Below are 20,338 nucleotides of genomic sequence, written 5' to 3'. Positions count from 1 at the left end.
GACGCGCGTTCATGGGATCAGCGCTTGAAGGTGTTCTTGACGAAGGGCATGGCCGATACGGTGACGGGCAGGAATTTCCCGCGAACGCCCGCATAGAGCTGGGTGCCGACGGCGGCGGAAGGCCTGGTGACGTAGCCCATGGCGACGGGGCCATCGACATTGGGACCGAAGCCGCCCGAGGTGACCGTGCCGACGACGTCCTCGCCCTCGGGATCGGTCGCCAGCACCGCGCCGGCGCGCACGGGCGCGCGGCCTTCGGGCTTCAGGCCGACGCGGCGGCGGTCGGCGCCGTTTTCGAGCTGGTCGAGAATGACGGAAGCGCCGGGGAAGCCGCCTTCACGCTCGCCGCCCTTGCGGCGAACCTTCTGGATGGCCCATTCGAGCCCGGCCTCCACCGGCGTCGTGCCGGTGTCGATGTCGTTGCCGTAGAGGCAGAGCCCGGCCTCCAGGCGCAGCGAATCGCGGGCGCCGAGGCCGATCGGCAGCACGTCCGGATGGTCGAGCAGGCGGCGACAGACGGTTTCGGCAAGCGCGGCCGGGATGGAGATCTCGAAGCCGTCCTCGCCGGTATAGCCCGAGCGCGAGACGATGCAGTCGGCGTCGTGCAGGTCGCAGGCGCGCACGTCCATGAAGCGCATGGAGGAGACGTCCGCCCACAGTTCGGCGAGCACGGCCTGGGCGTGCGGGCCTTGCAGGGCAATGAGGGCGCGGTCGTCGTGCAGCGTCAGCTCGCAGGTCTCGCCGATCTTCGCCTGCATGTGCGCGAAGTCCGCATCCTTGCAGGCGGCGTTGACGACCACGTAGAAGTGGTCGCCGCGATTGGCGATCATCAGGTCGTCGAGGATGCCGCCTTCGTCATTGGTGAAGAGCGCATAGCGCTGGCGGCCTTCGCCGAGGCCGACGATATCGACCGGCACCAGCGTTTCGAGCGCCCGGGCCGCATCGGCATTGACGCCGGAGCGGGCGCGTACCGTGACCTGGCCCATGTGGGACACGTCGAACAGGCCGGCGGCGGCGCGCGTGTGCAGGTGTTCCTTCATCACGCCGGCCGCGTACTGCACCGGCATCTCGTAGCCGGCGAACGGCACCATGCGGGCGCCGAGCGACAGGTTCAGCGCGTGAAGCGGGGTTTTCTTGAGTTCAGACGTTCCGTCCAAAAGGCGCCCTCCAGTCCTTGGGCGCCCCTGTTGCCTCGGGCGCCGGCTCATAAATCCAGGCGCATCTGCGCCGTTCTCCTGAGCCCCCTCTGTCCCTTCGCCTGAGATTGTTATCCCTTCGGCGAGCGCTCTCGCGCTTCTCTCCAGAGTTCCGACGGCACCTTGCTGGTCCTTTTGCCTGAGAGTTTCCGGGGCGGTTGCTCCTTCGGCACCGGCCATCCCTTTCGAGCGGGCGGCCGGTTTCTCCCAGCGAGGTCGGTTCCAGATAACGACCTTGCCTGCGCTTTGGCAAGAGGCGGCGTCGCTGACGAGCAAATTTTTGTCGTAGGGCGAAGAGGACAGGAAAAAGGCCCCGAAGCGGGGCCTGCAAGGTGGAGGAGGGTGGTCTTGCCTGGGATGTCAGACGGCGTCCGGTGGCAGCGGTTCGCCGTTCTCGTCGTAGACGCGCTGGGCTTCGGCCATCGTCACCTGCGGCGTGCCGGTCGGCGCCGTCAGGAGGGCGAGCGCGAGGGCCGGGGGATGAATGACGTTGAGGACGGCCACCGTGCGTGCATCGCCCCGCACCCTGGCATCCTCGCTCCAGCGATGGATGCGCTCCTCGAACAGCGTGCCGGTGCGCGTCTGCAGCTTCGTGCCCTGCGATGCATAGGCGGCCGTGGCCGGCGAGACTGTAACGATCTGGGTCATGGTGTTTTCAACCGTTGTTCGGTCGTGGGAATCTAGCAGGCGCGTCTTTCGCGGATATGAATATCAGCGGTTGCATTTTCATCGAATCTTAACGGCAGTCGCGAGTTTCGGCCGGCCTTGCCTTTGCCGGGGAAATTCCGTCATAAGGGATGGCGAACGCCGCCGGAGTCGGCGGCCCGGCCGGGGCTGGCGCGCATGCGACCGGAACCGTGCCGAGACGATCAGATGCCGCCGATGGCGCGGGAGGACCGATGAAGCCGATTTTCGTGCAATTGCAATGCGCTCCGGGCAAGACCTATGAGGTTGCGGACGCGCTTTACGCTACGGAACTCCTCTCGGAGCTCTACTCCACCAGCGGCGAATACGATCTCCTCCTGAAGGTCTATGTCGACAGCGAGGAGGACATCGGCAAGTTCATCAACGACCATGTCGCCTCCATCCCCGGCATCGTGCGCTCGCTCACGACGCTCACCTTCCGCGCCTTCTAGACGGTTCCCCTTGGCCTGTTCTTGCGCTAAGAGCGGCGCAACGAAAGAAGGCGCACATGGCAGGCATCGAACACAGGCAGGTGGACAACGACGAGGCGGGCATGCGCCTCGACCGGTGGTTCAAGGTCCACTATCCGGGCCTCGGCTTCGGCCAGCTTCAGAAGCTGCTGCGCTCCGGCCAGGTGCGCGTCGATGGCGGCCGCGCCAAGAGCGATACGCGCGTGCAGCCCGGCCAGACCGTCCGCATCCCGCCGATGGAGGTCGATGCCAAGGCGCCGAAGTCCGGCCCGATCGCCGGCCGCGACCTGAAGCATTCCCCCGATGGCGAACTGCTTGCCCGCATGCTGCTGCATGAGGACGACAAGGTCTTCGTGCTCAACAAGCCGGCCGGCATCGCCGTGCAGGGCGGCTCGGGCGTCACGCGGCATATCGACAAGATGCTGGAGGCCTGGACCAGCCAGAAGGGCGAGAAGCCCCGCCTCGTGCACCGCCTCGACCGCGACACATCGGGCGTCCTCGTCATCGCCCGCACGCGCGGCGCGGCGCAGAAGCTCACCGCCGCCTTCCGCGAGCGCGACACCAAGAAGACCTACTGGTCCGTGGTCAAGGGCGTGCCGAAGAAGCGGGAGGACAAGATCTCCACCTGGCTGGTCAAGGAGCAGACGCCGGACGGCGACCGCATGCGGATCGCGAGGCACGGCGAGGACGGCGCGGACCACGCCGTCTCCTTCTACCGCGTCGTCGAGCAGGCCGGGCAGAATTTCGCCTGGCTGGAGATGGAGCCCTATACCGGCCGCACCCACCAGCTTCGCGTCCATGCCGTCCATATCGGCCACCCGATCCTCGGCGACCCCAAATATTTCGACGCGGACGTCAACTGGAACTTCCCGGGCGGCGTGCAGAACCGGCTGCATCTCCATGCCCGCCACATCGACATTCCGCATCCCTCCGGCGGGCGCCTGCGCGTCACCGCGCCGCTGCCGCCGCACATGGTGCAGACCTGGAACCTCTTCGGCTTCGACCAGAGCACGGCGGACGGGGAAGACGACTGATGCGGCTCGTTCTTTTCGATTGCGACGGCACGCTGGTCGACAGCGTAAAGCTGATCCACGAGGTGATGGCGCGCACCTTCGTCGATTTCGGCCATGCCCGGCCGGACGTCTCCGAGACCAAGGCGATCATCGGGCTCACGCTCGACATCGCGATCGCCCGCATGCAGGGCAAGCCGCATGTCGATGACGAGGCGCTGGCGATGACCGCGCATTACAAGGCGATATTTACCGGCGTGCGCGCGGAGGCAGGCTTCCAGGAACCGCTCTTTCCCGGCATCGGCGCCATGATGGCGCGGCTGGAGCGGGAGGACGACTTGATCCTCGGCGCCGTCACCGGCAAGTCGCGCCGCGGCCTCGACCTCATTCGTGCCACGCACGGCTTCGAGAAGACCTTCTTCGTCTCGCGCACGGCGGACGATTGCCCCTCCAAGCCGCACCCCGCCATGGTGACGGAATGCTGCAGCGAGGCGGGCGTCGATTCTGCCCGGACGGTTGTCATCGGCGATGCGATCTACGATATGCAGATGGCGAAGGCGGCCGGCGCCAGGGCGATCGGCGTTTCCTGGGGCTATGCCTCCGTGCCCGAGCTGGTCGAGGCCGGCGCGGATCACATCCTGCGCACGCCCGCCGACCTTCTCGAATGGCTGGAGATTTCCGATGCGTGACATCCTGAGCGACCTTTCCGAGGCGATGAGCGATCCCGATCCGGTTCGCCGCGCGCAGATCCAGATGAAGCGGCCGCTGCCGAAGCGGTTCTACAAGGCGGTCTCGATCGACAGCACGGACGAGGGCCACCGCATCCTGCTCGACGGCCGTCCCGTGCGCACGCCCGGCAAGAAGCTGCTCGCCGTGCCGGCCCCCGCCATCGCCGAGCGCCTGCGCGCCGAATGGGACGGGCAGGGCGAAGAGATCGATCCCGCGAAGATGCCGGTGACGCGCCTCGTCAACACGGCCGTCGACGGCGTCGCGGATAATCTCGATGCCGTCTTCGAGGAGATCGTGCGCTTCGCCGGCACGGACATGCTCTGCTACCGCGCGGATTCGCCTGATGGCCTCGTCCAGCGGCAGCGCGAGGGCTGGGACCCGATCATCCGCTGGGCGGCCGACGCCAGGGGCGCGCGCTTCATCCTCGTCGAAGGCGTGATGCACCAGGAACAGCCCGTACAGGCCATCGCCGCCTTCTCGGATGCGCTGTCCGCCTGGCGCGATCCGCTGGCGCTCGCCTGCCTGCATACGGTGACGACGCTGACCGGCTCGGCGCTGCTGGCGCTGGCGCTGGCCGAAGGCGTGGTGGATGCCGATCGGGCCTGGTCGCTCGCCCATGTCGACGAGGACTGGCAGATCGATCAATGGGGCACCGACGAGGAGGCCTTCCGCCGCCGCGAATTGCGGCGCGGGGAGATGGACGTCGCCGCCGCCGTGCTTGCCGATCTCCCGCGCTGACCGTCTAAGACCATCTATGTAGGGCGATCCCCTTCAAGCCCCCGGTTCCGCATGCTAATCCGTTGTCACAAACGGGAGGAACCGAGGGATCATGAAGGAAATTCTCCACGAACTCGAAGTCCGGCGCGAGCGCGCCCGCATGGGCGGCGGACAGGCGCGCATCGAGGCGCAGCACAAGCGTGGCAAGCTGACGGCCCGCGAGCGCATCGAGGTGTTTCTCGACGAGGGATCGTTCGAGGAGTTCGACATGTTCGTCGAGCATCGCTCGACGGATTTCGGCATGGAGAAGAGCAAGATCGCCGGTGACGGCGTCGTCACCGGATGGGGCACGGTCAACGGCCGCACCGTCTTCGTCTTCGCCAAGGATTTCACCGTCTTCGGTGGCTCGCTTTCCGAGACCCATGCCCAGAAGATCATGAAGGTCCAGGACATGGCGCTGAAGAACCGCGCGCCGATCGTCGGCCTCTACGATGCGGGCGGCGCGCGCATCCAGGAAGGGGTCGCCGCGCTCGGCGGCTATGCCGAGGTGTTCCAGCGCAACGTGCTCGCCTCCGGCGTCATCCCGCAGATCTCGGTGATCATGGGGCCGTGCGCCGGCGGCGACGTTTATTCCCCGGCCATGACCGACTTCATCTTCATGGTGCGCGACACGTCCTACATGTTCGTGACCGGCCCCGACGTCGTGAAGACGGTGACGAACGAGACGGTGACGGCCGAGGAGCTCGGCGGCGCCTCCGTCCACACGACGAAATCCTCGATTGCCGACGGCGCCTACGACAACGACGTCGATGCGCTGCTTCAGGTGCGCCGGCTCATCGATTTCCTGCCGCAGTCCAATACCTCGCCCGTGCCGGAGATCGATTGCTTCCAGTCGGTCGAGGCGGTGGACGAATCGCTCGACACGCTCGTTCCGGCCAATGCGAACAAGCCCTACGACATCAAGGAACTGATCGCCAAGACCGTCGACGAGGGCGATTTCTTCGAGATCCAGGAAAGCTTCGCCCGCAATATCGTCTGCGGCTTCGGCCGCATCGAGGGCGCGACGGTCGGCTTCGTCGCCAACCAGCCGATGGTGCTGGCAGGCGTGCTCGATTCGGATGCCAGCCGCAAGGCGGCGCGCTTCGTGCGCTTCTGCGACTGCTTCAACATCCCGGTCGTCACCTTCGTCGACGTGCCGGGCTTCCTGCCGGGAACGGCGCAGGAATATGGCGGCCTCATCAAGCACGGCGCCAAGCTGCTCTTCGCCTTCGCCGAGGCGACCGTGCCCAAGGTGACGCTCATCACGCGCAAGGCCTATGGCGGCGCCTATGACGTCATGGCGTCGAAGCACCTGCGCGGCGACATCAACTATGCCTGGCCGACGGCGCAGATCGCCGTGATGGGCGCGAAAGGGGCGGTCGAGATCATCTTCCGCAAGGACATCGACGATCCGGACAAGATCGCCGCGCATACGAAGATGTACGAGGACCGGTTCCTCTCGCCCTTCGTAGCGGCCGAGCGCGGCTATATCGACGAGGTGATCATGCCGCATTCGACGCGCAAGCGTATCGCCCGGGCGCTGCGGCTGCTGCGGAACAAAGATCTGGAAAATCCGTGGAAGAAGCACGATAACATACCCCTTTGAACCGGAAGGGGAGTGCAAGGCATGTTCGACCGTTTGTCCGCCTGGCGGCCGCAGGCGCTGGCCGTGCTCCGCATCATGGCCGCGCTGCTCTTCATCGAGCACGGCACGCAGAAGTTCTTCAATTTTCCGCCCGCCGAACAGCCGTTCGGTGACCTGATGAACCTCATGGGCGTGGCGGGCACGCTGGAGGTCGTCGGCGGGATCCTGATCCTGGTAGGGCTCTTCACGCGGCCCGCGGCCTTCGTGCTCTGCGGCTTCATGGCGGTCGCCTATTTCATGGCCCATGCGCCGCAGAGCTTCTTCCCGGTCAACAATCACGGCGACGCCGCGATCCTCTTCTGCTTCGTGTTCCTCTACCTGACGATCGCGGGGCCGGGCGCCTTCGCGCTCGACAACCGTCGCGGCTAGGCGACGAACTTCAGGCCGAGGATGCCGGTGACGATGAGGGCGATGCAGCCGAGGCGCATGGCCGTGACCGGCTCGGCGAAGAGGACGATGCCGAGGATGACCGTGCCGACCGTGCCGATGCCGGTCCAGATGGCATAGGCCGTGCCCATGGGCAGCGTCTTCACGGCGAGGCCGAGCAGCACGATGCTGACGAGCATGGAAGCGGCGGTCAAAGCGGTGGGAACGATCCGCGTGAAGCCGTCGGTATATTTCAGGCCGATGGCCCAGCCGATTTCGAAGAGACCTGCGAGGGTAAGAAGGATCCAGGGCATTGCACCTACTCCGTTTCAAGGGAGCGAGGCCGTCCCCGCGATCGTGACCGGATGCCTTCCGGCGGTAGCCGTCTACCGGCGCGGACTATTGCGCATCGGCAAGGCAAGAGCAAGGGCAGGGGCGGCATGTCAGCCATGCACCCCCGCCATATCCGGCCTCAGCCGAGCCGCTCGGCGTGCCACTTCAGGTGATCATCCATGAAGGTCGAGATGAAGTAGTAGGAATGGTCGTAGCGCTCGTGCATGCGCAGCGTCAGCTCGATGTCGGTATCCTTGACCGCCTCCTCGAAGAGCCAGGGACGCAGGCCGTTTTCGAGGAAACCGTCCGCCTTGCCCTGGTCGATCAGGAATTCCGGGAAGCGGGCGCCGTCGGCGACGAGCGCGCAGGCGTCATATTCCCGCCATTTCACCTTGTCGGCGCCGAGATATTTCTCGAAGGCCGGGACCGACCAGTCGGCGGTGGAGGGCTCGACGATGGGCGCGAAGGCCGAGCAGCTCCTGAAGCGGTCCGGATGCTTGAGCGCGATCGTCATGGCGCCGTGCCCGCCCATCGAGTGGCCGAAGATGCCCTGGCGGCTCATGTCCATGCGGAAATGCTGGCGGAGGAAGTTCGGCAGCTCTTCCGTCACATAGCTGTACATCCGGAAGTTCTCGGCCCAGGGCTCCTCGGTGGCGTCGAGATAGAAGCCCGCGCCCTTGCCCATCTGCCAGTTGGTGATCTCGTCCGGCACGTCGTTGCCGCGCGGGCTGGTGTCCGGGCAGACGATGATGAGGCCGAGCTCGGCGGCCATGCGGCGGTACTCGCCCTTTTCCATCACATTGGCATGGGTGCAGGTGAGGCCGGAGAGATACCAGAGCACCGGGCGCGGCTCCTGGATCGCCTGCGGCGGCACGAAGACGGCGAAGGTCATCTCGCATTTGCAGGCTTCCGAATCGTGGGCGAAGACACCCTGCATCCCGCCGAAGGCGGTGTTCTGGGAAAGCACTTTCATGGAAAACTCCGATCGGTTTCAGGAGGCGAGCGCCACGGCCGCATTGACAGCGGCGGCGACCAGCACCGTGTTGAAGAAGAAGGAAACGACGGCATGCAGCAGGTTGACCCTGCGCATAGCCGTCGAGGTGATCGCGACGTCCGAGGTCTGTGCCGTCATGCCGATCACGAAGGCGAAGTAGAGGAAGTCGTAGACGCCGGGCTGGGTGTCGCCGGGAAAAGCAAGGCCTCTGTCCTTCCGCGCCTTCGCGCCGCCCGGCCGCCAGTAGATATGGGCGTAGTGAAGCGCCGCCATGGTGTGGATGGTGAGCCAGCCGAGCGCGACCGAGGCGAAGGCGAGAACGAATTCCAGGCCGGTCGCCGCCGGCCGGTTCAGGACGACGAAGAGCGACCCCGTCGCCACGGCGGCGGCGGCAAAGGTGACGGCGAAGATGATGGCGACCGGCTCGTCCGTATCCGTCGCATAGTGCTCGAGATAGGCGGCCGTCAGGTGCGGCAGGCGCCAGGCTGTCAGCAGCAGGTAGCACAGGAAGAAGGCGATGGCCGCAACGGCAACGGCGAAGTCCGGCTTCAGCCAGAGCGCGCCCGCAAGGCCGAGCGCCGCCGCGCCGATGCCGACATAGAAGGGCACGTGCCGGCCATAGACCTTGGGCCCGGGTTTTGCCGTCATGATGGCGATCCCGCCCGTTCATTCTTCGCGCGGCGGCACAGGCGGTCGAGCGTTTCGAGAAACGTCGAGCGGTCGCGCGGCGAGAAGGCCGCGTTGTAGCCCTTGCTCTCCCCGGTTTCGCGCAGATGCGCGCCGAGGTCGCGCATGGCGCTCGCCATGCCGATGTTCGACTTGTCGAAGAGCCGGCCGGTCGGGCCGGTGACATGCGCGCCCTTGGCGACCGTGCGCCCTGCCAGCGGCACGTCCGCCGTGACGACAATGTCGCCTTGCTGCACATTCTCCGCGATCCAGTCGTCCGCCGCATCGAAGGCGCCGGAGACGATGACGTTCCGCACCATCGGATCGCGCGAAGGCCGCAGGCCCGAATTGGCGACGAAGGTCACCGCCAGGCCGTGGCGCTCCGCCACCTTGAGGATCTCAGGCTTCACCGGGCAGGCATCCGCGTCGACATAGATGGTGGGCATTGCGTCAGTCATCGAAGTAACGGTGGTAATCCCTGGCGGCGTTCAGGAGGCGGATGAGTTCTATGCCGGTGCCGTCGGCAAGCGCGGCATAGAGTATGATATAGCGTCGAAAGGGGAACATGCGCATGTCGGGATAGCGCGGAAAACGCTGTGGTCCCACAAGCGGATTGTCCGAAAGCATGCGATAGCGCCATTCGAGTTCGAAAACGAAGGTATCCGCACGGTCCTCGCTGTCTCTCGCGATGAAATCCCATACCCCATGCGAAGGTCTTCGAGGAATTGCGGGCGACGGAGGATGCGTCCCAAGGCCGCCTATCTCCGCCGCCGGAACGTCGCGACCAGGCTTTGCGCCGTTTCCATCTCCGCTGCATCGCCGCTTGCAAGCCCGCTTTCGATAGCGTCTTCGATATCGGCAAGGAACCTTGCCGCCTCGCGCTCGCGCTCCTCCAGGAGCCGGAGCCCCGTCGACACGACATCATTCGTGCCGTCGAAACGGCCGGAACGCACCAGACGGTCGACGAGCGCCTGTTGCTCCTTCGTCAGCGATACGGCGGGTCCTTGCGGCATGGCGGCTTTCCATAGAACGGTCTGGCGGTCAGTGTAGCAATTCCCGGCCGGCGAGAACAGGTCAAAGCGGGGTCGATCGGCGCATGTCGATATGCGGTATGCTGTCCTCGACATATTCCTCCGATGTCGGGGAAAAGCCGAGGGAGCGGTAGAATTGCAGCAGATAGCTCTGCGCGGAAAGCTCGATCGGCATGCCGGGAAAACGGGTTTCGCAGGCGCGGATCGCTTCCCGCATCAGCGCTTCACCCAGCTTCTTGCCGCGATGACCCGGCGAAACGAGGACGCGGCCGATGCGTGGCGCGGCATTTTCGGGCCGCCAAATGCGGGCATAGGCGGCGGTTTCGCCATCGACCAGCAGGCGAAGATGGAGGGCGTCCGCGTCCTTGCCGTCCAGCTCCGGATAGGGGCAGGCCTGCTCGACGACGAAGACGTCGACGCGCAGTTTCAGCAATGCGTAGAGCTCGACGGCGGAGAAGGATTCCATCCTCCGCACGTCGACGCCGTAGGCGGTTGCCGTCATCAGTAGACGACCACGCCGCGGATGCTTTCACCCTTGTGCATCAGCTCGAAGCCGTTGTTGATGTCTTCCAGCGGCATGGTGTGGGTGATCATCGGGTCGATCTGGATCTTGCCGTCCATGTACCAGTCGACGATCTTCGGCACGTCCGTGCGCCCGCGCGCGCCGCCGAAGGCCGTGCCCATCCACTGGCGGCCGGTGACGAGCTGGAACGGACGCGTCGAGATTTCCTGGCCCGCGCCGGCAACGCCGATGATGACCGACTTGCCCCAGCCGCGATGGGCCGATTCGAGCGCCTGGCGCATCACCTTGGTGTTGCCCGTGCAGTCGAAGGTGTAGTCGGCGCCGCCGATCAGGTCGCCGTTGCGCTTCGTCAGGTTGACGAGGTAGGGCACGATGTCACCCTCCACCTCCTTCGGGTTGACGAAATGCGTCATGCCGAACTTCTCGCCCCATTCCTTGCGGTCCGGGTTGATGTCGACGCCGATGATCATGTCCGCGCCGGCAAGGCGCAGGCCCTGCAGCACGTTGAGGCCGATGCCGCCGAGGCCGAAGACGACGGCCGTCGAGCCGATCTCGACCTTGGCCGTGTTGATGACGGCGCCGATGCCGGTCGTCACGCCGCAGCCGATGTAGCAGATCTTGTCGAAGGGCGCGTCCGGGTTGACCTTGGCCAGCGCGATCTCCGGCAGCACGGTGTAGTTGGCGAAGGTCGAGCAGCCCATGTAGTGGTGAATCTTGTCCTTGCCGATGGAGAAGCGGGACGTGCCGTCGGGCATCAGGCCCTGGCCCTGCGTGCCGCGGATGGCGGTGCACAGGTTCGTCTTGCGCGACAGACAGGAATAGCACTCGCGGCATTCGGGCGTGTAGAGCGGAATGACGTGGTCGCCCTTCTTGACCGAGGTGACGCCCGGGCCGACATCGACGACGACGCCCGCGCCCTCATGGCCGAGGATGGCGGGGAACAGGCCTTCCGGGTCGGCGCCGGAAAGCGTGAAGTCGTCCGTATGGCAGATACCCGTCGCCTTCACCTCGACCAGCACTTCGCCGGCCCTCGGGCCTTCGAGCTGTACGGTCATGATTTCAAGCGGTTTTCCAGCCTGAACGGCTACGGCGGCGCGTACGTCCATTTTCGTCTCCCTTATGCGGATTCTGTTTCGGGCCGACCATTGCAGAGCCGGTCCGGCGTCTCAAGTGCGGCCAATGGAAAAATGTCAGCCCTGATCTTTTTTGATCAAACGAGCGATCTCGGCCTCAAGCGCCGCGATCGCCTTGCCCGTCTCGTCGTGAAGGCGCTGGACCGCCTGAAGCTGGCGCATGAGCGGGTGCGGGTCCTCCTCGCCGTCCGGGTCAGCCGGGGCCGCGCCGATGCCGGCGATCAGCCAGGAGGGGGAGACCGAGAGCACGCCGGCCAGCATGAAGAGGGCCTTGGTGTCGGGTTCGGCATGGTCGCGTTCCCAGCCGCCGACCGTTTCCTCGGGCAAGCCCAGCCGCGCGGCGAGGCCTTCGAGCGACAGGTCCAGCGCATCGCGCGCCCGCCAGATGCGGCCGCCGAGCGTGTCGCCGTCGGCGCGGCCCGAAGGGAAGGGGATGGTGTTGTTCTCGCCGGGGAAGGTCATGGCGGCCTCCATTGCCTTTCGGTCAGTCTACAGGCAGCGGGGCACCGCCTTCTACCTCAATTGCGCCGCTTCGCGCCGCCTGCGCAATGACAGATTTCCGGCATTGCCTGCCGGCCGAAAAGCGGTATGCAGGGGCGAGCGAGGGAGACACGCATGAACGCGACGGCCGGAACCAGCGATCGACAGGGCGGCAACACGATGCAGGGCGTGATCCTGATGGCCGCCGCCATGCTGATGCTTCCCGGCATGGACGCGATCGCCAAGTACATGGCGACGTTCGCCGGCATGTCGCCGGGGCAGGTGACGTTCTACCGCTTCTTCTTCCAGATCGTCTGCACGATCCCGCTGATCTTCACGGCGGCCGGCAGCGCGACGCTGCGGCCGAAACGGCCATGGCTCAACCTGCTGCGCGGCGCGATCCACGGCGCGGCGAGCCTCCTGTTCTTCGCGGCCGTGAAATACATGCCGCTGGCGGACGTCTTCGCGATCTACTTCGTCGAGCCCTTCATCCTCACGGCCATGTCCGCGGTCTTCCTCGGCGAGCGCGTCGGCTGGCGGCGGTGGCTCGCCATCATGGTCGGCTTCGGCGGCGCGCTCATCGTCATCCAGCCGAGCTTCATCCTCTTCGGCTGGACGGCGCTGCTGCCGGTCGCCTGCGCCTTCCTGTATTCCATCTACCTCTTCATGAACCGCGCCATCGGCGAGGCCGATTCCCCGCTCACCATGCAGACGATCGCCGGCTTCGGCGGCACGCTCTTCATGGGCGCGGCGCTTTTCCTCGGGGGGGCGGCGGGCATCGCCGATTTCGCGCCCTCGCTGCCGCCCTCGCTCTTCACCCTCGTCCTGCTTTTGATCCTCGGCGCGCTGTCGGGCTATGCGCATATCCTCGTGGTGCGGGCGTTCCGTCTGGCGCCGCTCTCGCTCCTCGCGCCGTTCCAGTATTTCGAGATCATCTCGGCGACCGTGCTCGGCTACGCGATCTTCGGCGACTTCCCGACGCCCTCCAAGTGGCTCGGCATCGCGATCATCGTCGGCTCGGGCCTCTTCATCATCTGGCGCGAGCAGAAGAACCGCAGGGTCGAGGCCGACATCGCCTTCGACTAAAGTGTCCTGCGCCCTGCCGTTGAACCGATGCGGCCTTGTGTCTACAACTCCGCAAGCAGACTGCGGGGAGGAAAGCATGTTCAAGAAGATCCTGATCGCCAATCGCGGCGAGATCGCCTGCCGCGTGATCAAGACGGCACGCAGGATGGGCATCGCCACCGTCGCGGTCTATTCCGATGCGGACCGCGACGCGCTGCATGTTGAGATGGCCGACGAGGCCGTGCATATCGGCCCGGCGCCGGCCGCCGAAAGCTACCTCGTCGCCGAGAAGATCATCGCGGCCTGCAAGGAGACGGGCGCCGAAGCGGTGCATCCGGGCTACGGCTTCCTGTCCGAGCGGGCGAGCTTCTGCGAGGCGCTGGAGGCGGAAGGCATCGTCTTCATCGGCCCCAAGCCGAAGGCGATCCGCGCCATGGGCGACAAGATCGAATCGAAGAAATTCGCCAACGCGGCGCAGGTCTCGACCGTTCCCGGCTTCCTCGGCGTCATCGAGGATGCCGGCCATGCCGAGCGCATCGCCGGCGAGATCGGCTATCCCGTGATGATCAAGGCCTCGGCCGGCGGCGGCGGCAAAGGCATGCGCATCGCCTGGAGCGAGGCGGAGGTGCGCGACGGCTTCGAGCGCGCCCGCTCCGAGGCGAAGAGCTCGTTCGGCGACGACCGCGTCTTCATCGAGAAATACATCGTCGAGCCGCGTCATATCGAGATCCAGGTCCTCGCCGACGCGCACGGCAACGCGCTCTATCTCGGCGAGCGCGAGTGCTCGATCCAGCGCCGGAACCAGAAGGTCGTGGAAGAGGCGCCGTCGCCCTTCCTCGACGAGGCGACCCGCCGCGCCATGGGCGAGCAGTCCGTCGCGCTCGCCAAGGCCGTCGATTACCAGAGCGCCGGCACGGTGGAGTTCATCGTCGACCGCGACCGCAACTTCTACTTCCTCGAAATGAACACCCGCCTGCAGGTCGAGCATCCCGTGACGGAACTCGTCACCGGCATCGACCTCGTCGAACAGATGATCCGCGTCGCCGCCGGCGAGGCGCTGTCGCTGGCGCAGGCGGACATCAGGTTGAACGGCTGGGCCGTCGAAAGCCGGCTCTACGCGGAGGACCCCTACCGCAACTTCCTGCCGTCCATCGGCCGCCTGACGCGCTACCGCCCGCCGGCGGAAGGCACGAATGGCGAAGCGGTCGTGCGCAACGATACCGGCGTCTACGAAGGCGCCGAGATTTCCATGTACTACGACCCGATGGTCGCGAAGCTGTGCACCTGGGCGCCGACGCGCCTTCAGGCCATCGATGCGATGAGCGATGCGCTCGACGGCTTCGTGGTCGACGGCATCGAGCACAATGTTCCGTTCCTCGCCGCGCTCATGCGCCATCCGCGCTGGCGGGAAGGGCGGCTTTCCACCGGCTTCATCGCCGAGGAATATCCCGACGGCTTCGCGCCCATGGCGCCGATGGAGGCGGAGGCCGGCATCCTGGCGCGGATCGCGCTTTCGGCGCATCTCGTCGACGCCGCGCGGCGCTCCAACCATCTCGACCGCCTGCGCCCGGCAACGCAGCACCGCAACGACTGGGTGGTGAAGATCGGCGATGCCTATCACGCGCTTTCGGCGGAGGAGGCGGTGGAGAGCGACTGGAAGCCGGGCGAAGCCGTCTGGCGCGGCACCGTCGCCGGGCGCGGCGTGACCGCGCAGCTCCGCCCGTTCCCGAACGGCATGCGGATCGACTGGCAGGGGCTTTCCGTGCGCACGCGCGTCTTCACGCCGCGCCTTGCCGCGCTCGATGCGCTGATGCCGGTGAAGCTGCCGCCGGACACCTCCAGGATGCTGCTCTGCCCGATGCCGGGCCTCGTCGTCTCCATCGCGGTCAGCGAGGGGCAGGAGGTGAAGGCGGGCGAGACGCTGGCCGTCGTCGAGGCGATGAAGATGGAGAACGTGCTGCGCGCCGAGCGCGACTTGACGGTCGGCCCGATCCGCGCCAAGCCCGGCGAGAGCCTTGCCGTCGACGCCGTGATCATGGAATTCGCCTGAGGCCGGGTCTTAACATTTGTTAGGACGTTGCCGCTAACGTTGCATTCGCCTGCCATGATGGTCGGGGAGGGTGCATGTCGACGTGGCTTTCGGTGATCCTGCTGCTGGCGATCAATCTTGGCCTGATCTGGCTGTTGATCGCCGCGCCCGTCGGGCGCCGCACCCTTCATCTGACCCGCGTCTTCCCTGCGCCGCCGGGCCGGATCGCCGCGCTCGTCAGTCCGCTCGGCGCGGAAGCCGACTGGCATCCCTCTGTCCTTGCCAGCGAGCGGCTTTCGCCGGGCCGCGTCCGGCAGACCTTTTCCCATCCCGACCGGCGCGGCAACCCCATCACGCGCACTTTGGCGGTGCACGAGGCGGCGGATGCGGACGGCATTGCCTGCGAGACGCGGGTGGTCGAGGACAGCGCGCTCGACGCCTCCTTCTGGCGGAACTATGTGGAGCGGCGGTTCCTCCGCCCGGTGCCGGGCGGCACCGCGCTGACGGTCGAGCAGACCGACCGCTACCGCGGCATTGCCTTTCTCCTCTTCCGCTACATCCAGCTCCGCCGGGAGATGAAGGCGCTGGACCAATGGCTGGAGACGGGCAGCGGCGAGGTGCGAGGCATACTGGAGCGTCCGGTGACGCAGGCCGGCCTTGCGGTACTTTCGACGCTGCTGCTCTGGCCGTTCTTCGGCCTTACCGCGCGCGGGCTCCTGCTGTCGACGCTGCTCACGCTCGTCATCGTGCTGCATGAATTCGGCCACATGGCCGCTTACCGGGCCTTCGGGCACCAGAAGGTGCGCATGATCTTCGTGCCGCTGCTCGGCGGCATCGCCGTCGGCGGGCGGCCGTACAATTCGCGATTCGAGGTGGCGGTCTGCGCTCTGATGGGCGCGGGCATGTCCGCCTTCCTCGTGCCGCCGCTGATCGCGCTGCACGATGTCTGCGGGCAAGCCGCGGGCACCGTCATTCTTGTCTTCCTGCTGATTCTCGGCGCCTTCAACCTCTTGAACCTCCTGCCGATGCACCGGTTCGACGGCGGGCAGGTGCTGCGGCAGGTCTTTTCAAGCCGGACCGCCCTTCTCGCGGCGAGTTTCCTGGTGACGCTGGCCATCCTGTGGGTGGGCTGGCGGATCGGCGTGCCGGTGCTGCTGCTCATCGCCGGCCTTGCGGTCTTCACGGTGCTCAGCCTCATCGGCGCTGGCGGGGTGAAGCCGCGCCGGGCGCTCGATCCGATGACGGCACCGCAGCGGCTGCTCGCCGGCTTCGGCCTCTACGCCGCCATCGCCCTGCACGGCCATGCGATCGTCTATGCCTGCGAAAGGCTTTTCGGCTGACAGTCCACGTCGGAGACGGTGGGCCCGAAGACGCGCTCGAAGGAGGAGCGGATGCGGACATCCACGTCGCTCATCATCACGGGCAGGCCGAGGTCGACGAGGCTCGTCACGCCATAGCCGCGGATGCCGCAGGGCACGATGCCCGAGAAATGCTCGAGGTCCGGCTCGACATTGAGCGAAAAGCCGTGGAAGCTCACCCAGCGGCGCAGGCGGATGCCGATGGCGGCGATCTTGTCCTCGGCCGGCGACCCGTCCGGCAGCGGCGGGCGCTCCGGGCGGCGCACCCAGACGCCGACGCGGTCCTCGCGCCGCTCTCCGCGGATGTTCATGGAATCGAGCGTGTCGATCACCACGGCCTCCAGCGCGGCCACGAAGGCGCGCACGTCCTGCCGGCGCCGCTTCAGGTCGAGCATGACATAGACGACCCGCTGTCCCGGCCCGTGATAGGTGTACTCGCCGCCGCGGCCGGTGGAAAATACCGGGAAGCGGTCCGGCGACACGAGGTCGTCGGGAACGGCGCTCGTTCCGGCCGTATAGAGCGGCGGATGCTCGACGAGCCAGACGAGCTCGTCGGCGTCGCCGCGGGCGATGGCCGCTGCCTCGCTTTCCATGGTTTCGACCGCCACGTCATAGGCAACGAGCCCCGGTGCCACGCGCCAGCGCACCGGCGGCGAGCCGGGCACTGCGAGAAGGGATGCGGAAATGTCCTGCCGCTGCATGGTGACCGTCCTTTTTGCATTCGTTGTGCCAGATATAGGGGCGATCATGCAAGGATTTCAGGGGTTTCCGGGAGTTCTCGAAGGGGCTGTTGAAATTGTTTCGCTTTCCGTCATTTTTCTTCCCGCGCGGCCTTGTGCACCCCAAATCCTTTTGCTACATGCACCCCCGTCGCCGCAAGACGACGCCTACCACGATGCGGTCGTGGCGGAATTGGTAGACGCGCAGCGTTGAGGTCGCTGTGGGGCAACCCGTGGAAGTTCGAGTCTTCTCGACCGCACCAAGAACCCGGCTTTCAGCCGGGTTTTTTGTTTTTGGCATCCTTTCGGATGGGATGCGGGGAGGTTTCGGATATGCGTCTTCTTGCTCTTTCCTCGCTGCTGTTCCTGGCCTCCTGCATGCCGCGGATACCGGATCATGTTCTCGACGCCGAATGGTGCAGGAGCATGGAGGCCGCGAAGACCGATGCGGACGAGCGGGGACGGCGCAATCTCTCCCATGCCATGAAGACGCACCGTTGCGAGGCCAAGCTCGCAGCCGCGGCGGGGCGGGCCTGATCCGGCGCATTGCCAAAGGAAACCCGCCTTGCGGCGGGTTCCTCGGTGGATGAATGATCTGCCGTCAGTTCATGGACGACCATTCCTTGCGCACTTCATCCGCATCCTTGTTGAGGTGCACATGCGCATCGACATGGTCGACCCAGTCGAGCGGGATGAGGTGGTGGCGGCCGTCTTCGGAATCGTTCTTGGTGAGCTTGATCCGGCTGTCGCCCTCCATGTGGTCCACCGTGCCGATATGACGGCCGTCGGCGGCGCGCACTTCCATATGTTCGCGAATCTGCGTTGCTGCGACCATGGGATTTCTCCTTTCCTCGGGTTGGGATAGGTCCTGAACGCCGCAAGCTGCCCGTGGTTCCGTTATGTCCCCGCCTTCCGGAACTTCCTGACGATGCGCTCGCGCTTCAGGCGCGAGAGCCGGTCGATCCAGAAAATGCCGTCGAGCTGGTCGATTTCGTGCTGCAGGCAGACGGCGAGCAGGCCTTCCGCTTCCTCCGTATGGGTGCCTCCGGAAAGGTCCTGATAGGTGACGCGGACGCGGGCAGGGCGCTCCACCTCGTCGGTGACCCCGGGCATGGAGACGCTGCCTTCCACATGGCGCTGTGTTTGCGACGAGGCCCATTCGATTGCGGGATTGACGTAGACGCGCTGCGAGGCCGGGCCGTCCAGTTCGATCACCGTCAGCCGTTCGGCAATGCCGACATGGGCGGCGGTGATGCCGATGCCGGGCGCGGCGCGCATCGTCGCCGCAAGGTCGTCGGCCAGCGCCGCAAGACGCCCGTCGAAGGTCTCGACCGGCTTGCAGGGCGAACGAAGGTGCGGATCGGGGTAGCGCAGGATGGGAAGGATTGCCATGGTCGCTCCGTCTGTCGGTCAGATCGGTTTTTCCTAGCCTTTTTGCGGCATGTGGAAAATGCCGGCCGTGCGGCGAGCCTCGCAAAACCTGCGATTTTCATGAATTTGCAACAGCTTGCGATTTTTTTATCCGCCGCGGGCTTTTGCCGCTTTCGGCAATGGACCGGCCGGGCGCTTTGCTTTAGCAGGAGGGAAGGCGAAGCCCTGCAAATCGGGTGCTTTGCGAGGAACCCTGCAAGCAATCCCTGTCGTTTCCGCTCGGCCGGCGCGCCGCGCCGGACGATCCCGATACAAGGAGCGGCCCGATGGAAGACACCGGCGACGACGACCGTATCCATCAGGGGCAGGCGGAGCACAGTCCCTTCGCGGGCGAGGATATCTATGCCGAGGACGGGTCCGTCCGCTCGGATTTCCTCATGCATGTCGGCGCGGCCATCGCCGACCGCGACCTCCTTTACCTGCGCCGGCACGTCGCGCGGCTGCACGAATCGGAAATGGGCGACCTCCTGGAGGCGATCCAGCCCGAGCAGCGCCGCCAGCTCGTCTCGCTGCTCGGCGCGGACTTCGACCTTGCCGCGCTGACGGAAGTCGACGAGGCGATCCGCCTCGACATCGTCGAGCACCTGCCGAACGAGCAGATCGCCGCCGCCCTCGGCGAGATGGATTCGGACGACGCCGTCTACATCCTGGAGGACCTCGACCAGGAGGACCAGGACGAGATCCTCGCCAAGCTGCCGTTCACAGAACGGATCCGCCTGCGCCGCTCGCTCGACTATCCCGAGAGCACGGCCGGCCGGCGCATGCAGACCGAGTTCGTCGCCGTGCCGCCGTTCTGGACGGTCGGCCAGACGATCGACTACCTGCGCGAGGACGCCGACCTGCCGGAGAGCTTCTCGCAGATATTCGTCATCGACCCGACCTTCCGCCTGCTCGGCGCCATCGATCTCGACCGCCTGCTGCGCATGGCGCGCGGCACGAAGATCGAGGCCATCATGCGGGAGACGAACCATCCCATCCCGGCCGAGATGGACCAGGAAGAGGCCGCGCAGCTCTTCGAGCAGTACGACCTTCTCTCCGCCGCCGTCGTCGACGAGAACGGCCGGCTCGTCGGCGTGCTCACCATCGACGACGTGGTCGACGTCATCCAGGAGGAGGCGGAGGAGGACCTGATGCGTCTCGGCGGCGTCGGCGACGAGGAACTGTCCGACACCACCTTCGAGACGGTCCGCTCGCGTGCGCCGTGGCTGCTCGTCAACCTCCTGACGGCATTCCTCGCAGCGTCCGTCATCTCGATGTTCGAGGCGACGATCGAGGAGATCGTGGCGCTCGCGGTGCTGATGCCGATCGTCGCCGGCATGGGCGGCAATGCGGGCTCCCAGACCATGACCGTGACGGTGCGGGCGCTCGCCACCCGCAATCTCGACATCCACAACGCCTGGCGCGTCGTGCGCCGCGAGGCCGGCGTCGGCCTGATGCACGGCGTCGCCTTCGGCCTGATGATCGGCCTCGTCGCCGGCATCTGGTTCCACGATCCCAATATCGGCGGCGTGATCGCGACCGCCATGCTGATCAACATGACGGCGGCGGCGCTTGCCGGCATCGCCATTCCGCTCTTCCTCGACCGGGCAGGGGCCGACCCGGCGGTGTCGTCCGCCGTCTTCGTGACGGCCGTCACCGACATCGTCGGCTTCCTTGCATTTCTGGGAATCGCGACCTGGTGGTTCGCGGTTCGCTAGGGAAAAATTGACTTATACGTAAA

The 20,338-nt window shown here is 66.0% G+C and carries 25 protein-coding genes, 1 tRNA gene, 1 pseudogene and 1 riboswitch; of the genes and pseudogenes, 13 read left to right on the top strand and 14 right to left on the bottom strand.

Annotation, left to right across the window (positions count from 1 at the left end; translation table 11 throughout):
- Window positions 1-17: 17 nt before the first annotated feature.
- Together gcvT and L0976_RS00700 are read right to left on the bottom strand one after the other, a co-directional pair.
- Window positions 18-1,157, bottom strand: a complete 1,140-nt coding sequence (gcvT, locus tag L0976_RS00705; protein WP_234185605.1) for a glycine cleavage system aminomethyltransferase GcvT — start codon at window positions 1,155-1,157, stop codon at window positions 18-20.
- A gap of 156 nt (window positions 1,158-1,313) precedes the next feature.
- A riboswitch (glycine riboswitch) is annotated at window positions 1,314-1,416 on the bottom strand.
- Window positions 1,417-1,556: 140 nt separating this feature from the next.
- Window positions 1,557-1,844: a hypothetical protein gene (locus L0976_RS00700; protein WP_234185604.1), complete on the bottom strand. Its 288-nt coding sequence runs from the start codon at window positions 1,842-1,844 to the stop codon at window positions 1,557-1,559.
- A gap of 251 nt (window positions 1,845-2,095) precedes the next feature.
- Between L0976_RS00700 and L0976_RS00695 the strand changes: the two genes are divergently transcribed.
- The 6 genes from L0976_RS00695 to L0976_RS00670 all read left to right on the top strand — a co-directional run bounded on the left by L0976_RS00695 (window position 2,096) and on the right by L0976_RS00670 (window position 6,859).
- On the top strand, window positions 2,096-2,332 hold the full coding sequence (locus tag L0976_RS00695) for an Lrp/AsnC ligand binding domain-containing protein (protein WP_234185603.1): 237 nt from the start codon (window positions 2,096-2,098) through the stop codon (window positions 2,330-2,332).
- Window positions 2,333-2,388: 56 nt separating this feature from the next.
- Window positions 2,389-3,384: an RluA family pseudouridine synthase gene (locus L0976_RS00690; RefSeq protein ID WP_234185602.1), complete on the top strand. Its 996-nt coding sequence runs from the start codon at window positions 2,389-2,391 to the stop codon at window positions 3,382-3,384.
- Complete coding sequence (locus L0976_RS00685; RefSeq protein WP_234185601.1) at window positions 3,384-4,049, top strand: HAD-IA family hydrolase; 666 nt, start codon at window positions 3,384-3,386, stop codon at window positions 4,047-4,049. Before L0976_RS00690 ends, L0976_RS00685 begins: the two co-directional genes overlap by 1 nt.
- The gene (locus L0976_RS00680) at window positions 4,042-4,827 is read left to right on the top strand and encodes an ATP12 family chaperone protein (protein WP_234185600.1); all 786 of its coding nucleotides are present in this window, start codon (window positions 4,042-4,044) and stop codon (window positions 4,825-4,827) included. Before L0976_RS00685 ends, L0976_RS00680 begins: the two co-directional genes overlap by 8 nt.
- Window positions 4,828-4,918: 91 nt before the next feature.
- On the top strand, window positions 4,919-6,451 hold the full coding sequence (locus L0976_RS00675) for an acyl-CoA carboxylase subunit beta (protein ID WP_203318994.1): 1,533 nt from the start codon (window positions 4,919-4,921) through the stop codon (window positions 6,449-6,451).
- Window positions 6,452-6,472: 21 nt separating this feature from the next.
- The gene (locus L0976_RS00670; RefSeq protein ID WP_234185599.1) at window positions 6,473-6,859 is read left to right on the top strand and encodes a DoxX family protein; all 387 of its coding nucleotides are present in this window, start codon (window positions 6,473-6,475) and stop codon (window positions 6,857-6,859) included.
- On the opposite strand, the gene sugE is transcribed toward L0976_RS00670, so the two are convergent.
- The 9 genes from sugE to L0976_RS00625 form a co-directional block, all read right to left on the bottom strand.
- A complete protein-coding gene (sugE, locus tag L0976_RS00665) occupies window positions 6,856-7,170 on the bottom strand; it encodes a quaternary ammonium compound efflux SMR transporter SugE (RefSeq protein WP_203318992.1) in 315 nt (104 codons plus the stop codon). The genes L0976_RS00670 and sugE overlap by 4 nt on opposite strands.
- Window positions 7,171-7,328: 158 nt before the next feature.
- Window positions 7,329-8,162, bottom strand: coding sequence for an S-formylglutathione hydrolase (fghA, locus tag L0976_RS00660; RefSeq protein ID WP_234185598.1), 834 nt, complete (start codon window positions 8,160-8,162; stop codon window positions 7,329-7,331).
- Window positions 8,163-8,180: 18 nt separating this feature from the next.
- Window positions 8,181-8,831: a DUF1345 domain-containing protein gene (locus L0976_RS00655; RefSeq protein WP_234185597.1), complete on the bottom strand. Its 651-nt coding sequence runs from the start codon at window positions 8,829-8,831 to the stop codon at window positions 8,181-8,183.
- A complete protein-coding gene (locus L0976_RS00650; protein WP_234185596.1) occupies window positions 8,828-9,295 on the bottom strand; it encodes a YaiI/YqxD family protein in 468 nt (155 codons plus the stop codon). The genes L0976_RS00655 and L0976_RS00650 overlap by 4 nt, the downstream gene beginning before the upstream one ends.
- 4 nt (window positions 9,296-9,299) lie before the next feature.
- Window positions 9,300-9,539 carry a type II toxin-antitoxin system RelE/ParE family toxin gene (locus L0976_RS00645; protein ID WP_234186185.1) on the bottom strand — a complete coding sequence of 80 codons (240 nt, stop codon included), beginning with the start codon at window positions 9,537-9,539 and terminating at the stop codon, window positions 9,300-9,302.
- Window positions 9,540-9,607: 68 nt separating this feature from the next.
- Window positions 9,608-9,862, bottom strand: a complete 255-nt coding sequence (locus L0976_RS00640; RefSeq protein ID WP_234185595.1) for a type II toxin-antitoxin system ParD family antitoxin — start codon at window positions 9,860-9,862, stop codon at window positions 9,608-9,610.
- A gap of 61 nt (window positions 9,863-9,923) precedes the next feature.
- Window positions 9,924-10,382 (bottom strand): GNAT family N-acetyltransferase, encoded by a 459-nt coding sequence (locus L0976_RS00635; protein ID WP_234185594.1) that lies wholly within the window; start codon window positions 10,380-10,382, stop codon window positions 9,924-9,926.
- Window positions 10,382-11,509, bottom strand: coding sequence for an S-(hydroxymethyl)glutathione dehydrogenase/class III alcohol dehydrogenase (locus L0976_RS00630; protein ID WP_234185593.1), 1,128 nt, complete (start codon window positions 11,507-11,509; stop codon window positions 10,382-10,384). The genes L0976_RS00635 and L0976_RS00630 overlap by 1 nt, the downstream gene beginning before the upstream one ends.
- 84 nt (window positions 11,510-11,593) lie before the next feature.
- Window positions 11,594-11,998 (bottom strand): helix-turn-helix domain-containing protein, encoded by a 405-nt coding sequence (locus tag L0976_RS00625; protein WP_234185592.1) that lies wholly within the window; start codon window positions 11,996-11,998, stop codon window positions 11,594-11,596.
- Between the two features lie 198 nt (window positions 11,999-12,196).
- Here L0976_RS00625 and L0976_RS00620 point away from each other — a divergent pair, with 198 nt between their 5' ends.
- The 4 genes and pseudogenes from L0976_RS00620 to L0976_RS00610 all read left to right on the top strand — a co-directional run bounded on the left by L0976_RS00620 (window position 12,197) and on the right by L0976_RS00610 (window position 16,450).
- On the top strand, window positions 12,197-13,102 hold the full coding sequence (locus tag L0976_RS00620) for a DMT family transporter (RefSeq protein ID WP_370643563.1): 906 nt from the start codon (window positions 12,197-12,199) through the stop codon (window positions 13,100-13,102).
- A 76-nt stretch (window positions 13,103-13,178) separates the two neighbouring features.
- Window positions 13,179-14,465 (top strand): annotated as a pseudogene (locus L0976_RS00615) (acetyl/propionyl/methylcrotonyl-CoA carboxylase subunit alpha); the annotation flags it as partial.
- Window positions 14,466-14,468: 3 nt separating this feature from the next.
- Entirely contained in the window at window positions 14,469-15,131 is a 663-nt protein-coding gene (locus tag L0976_RS28715) for a biotin/lipoyl-containing protein (protein WP_370643561.1), read from the top strand.
- Window positions 15,132-15,205: 74 nt separating this feature from the next.
- On the top strand, window positions 15,206-16,450 hold the full coding sequence (locus tag L0976_RS00610; RefSeq protein WP_234185589.1) for a hypothetical protein: 1,245 nt from the start codon (window positions 15,206-15,208) through the stop codon (window positions 16,448-16,450).
- Here L0976_RS00610 and lipB read toward each other — a convergent pair.
- Complete coding sequence (gene lipB / locus L0976_RS00605) at window positions 16,423-17,169, bottom strand: lipoyl(octanoyl) transferase LipB (RefSeq protein ID WP_234185588.1); 747 nt, start codon at window positions 17,167-17,169, stop codon at window positions 16,423-16,425. The genes L0976_RS00610 and lipB overlap by 28 nt on opposite strands.
- Window positions 17,170-17,365: 196 nt before the next feature.
- On the opposite strand from lipB, the gene L0976_RS00600 reads away from it, so the two are divergent.
- Together L0976_RS00600 and L0976_RS00595 are read left to right on the top strand one after the other, a co-directional pair.
- Window positions 17,366-17,450, top strand: a tRNA-Leu gene (locus tag L0976_RS00600).
- A 70-nt stretch (window positions 17,451-17,520) separates the two neighbouring features.
- Window positions 17,521-17,724 (top strand): hypothetical protein, encoded by a 204-nt coding sequence (locus L0976_RS00595; protein ID WP_234185587.1) that lies wholly within the window; start codon window positions 17,521-17,523, stop codon window positions 17,722-17,724.
- 64 nt (window positions 17,725-17,788) lie between these two features.
- Here L0976_RS00595 and L0976_RS00590 read toward each other — a convergent pair whose 3' ends face one another.
- Entirely contained in the window at window positions 17,789-18,022 is a 234-nt protein-coding gene (locus L0976_RS00590; RefSeq protein ID WP_203318981.1) for a DUF2171 domain-containing protein, read from the bottom strand.
- 62 nt (window positions 18,023-18,084) lie between these two features.
- Complete coding sequence (locus tag L0976_RS00585) at window positions 18,085-18,579, bottom strand: peptide deformylase (RefSeq protein ID WP_234185586.1); 495 nt, start codon at window positions 18,577-18,579, stop codon at window positions 18,085-18,087.
- Between the two features lie 305 nt (window positions 18,580-18,884).
- On the opposite strand from L0976_RS00585, the gene mgtE reads away from it, so the two are divergent.
- On the top strand, window positions 18,885-20,315 hold the full coding sequence (mgtE, locus tag L0976_RS00580; protein ID WP_234185585.1) for a magnesium transporter: 1,431 nt from the start codon (window positions 18,885-18,887) through the stop codon (window positions 20,313-20,315).
- Window positions 20,316-20,338: the final 23 nt, after the last annotated feature.

The sequence above is a fragment of the Shinella sp. NM-101 genome, from assembly GCF_021401195.1.
GTDB lineage: Bacteria > Pseudomonadota > Alphaproteobacteria > Rhizobiales > Rhizobiaceae > Shinella.
Note: the sequence above shows the minus strand (reverse complement) of the source record. Positions and strands in the feature narration are given on the sequence as shown.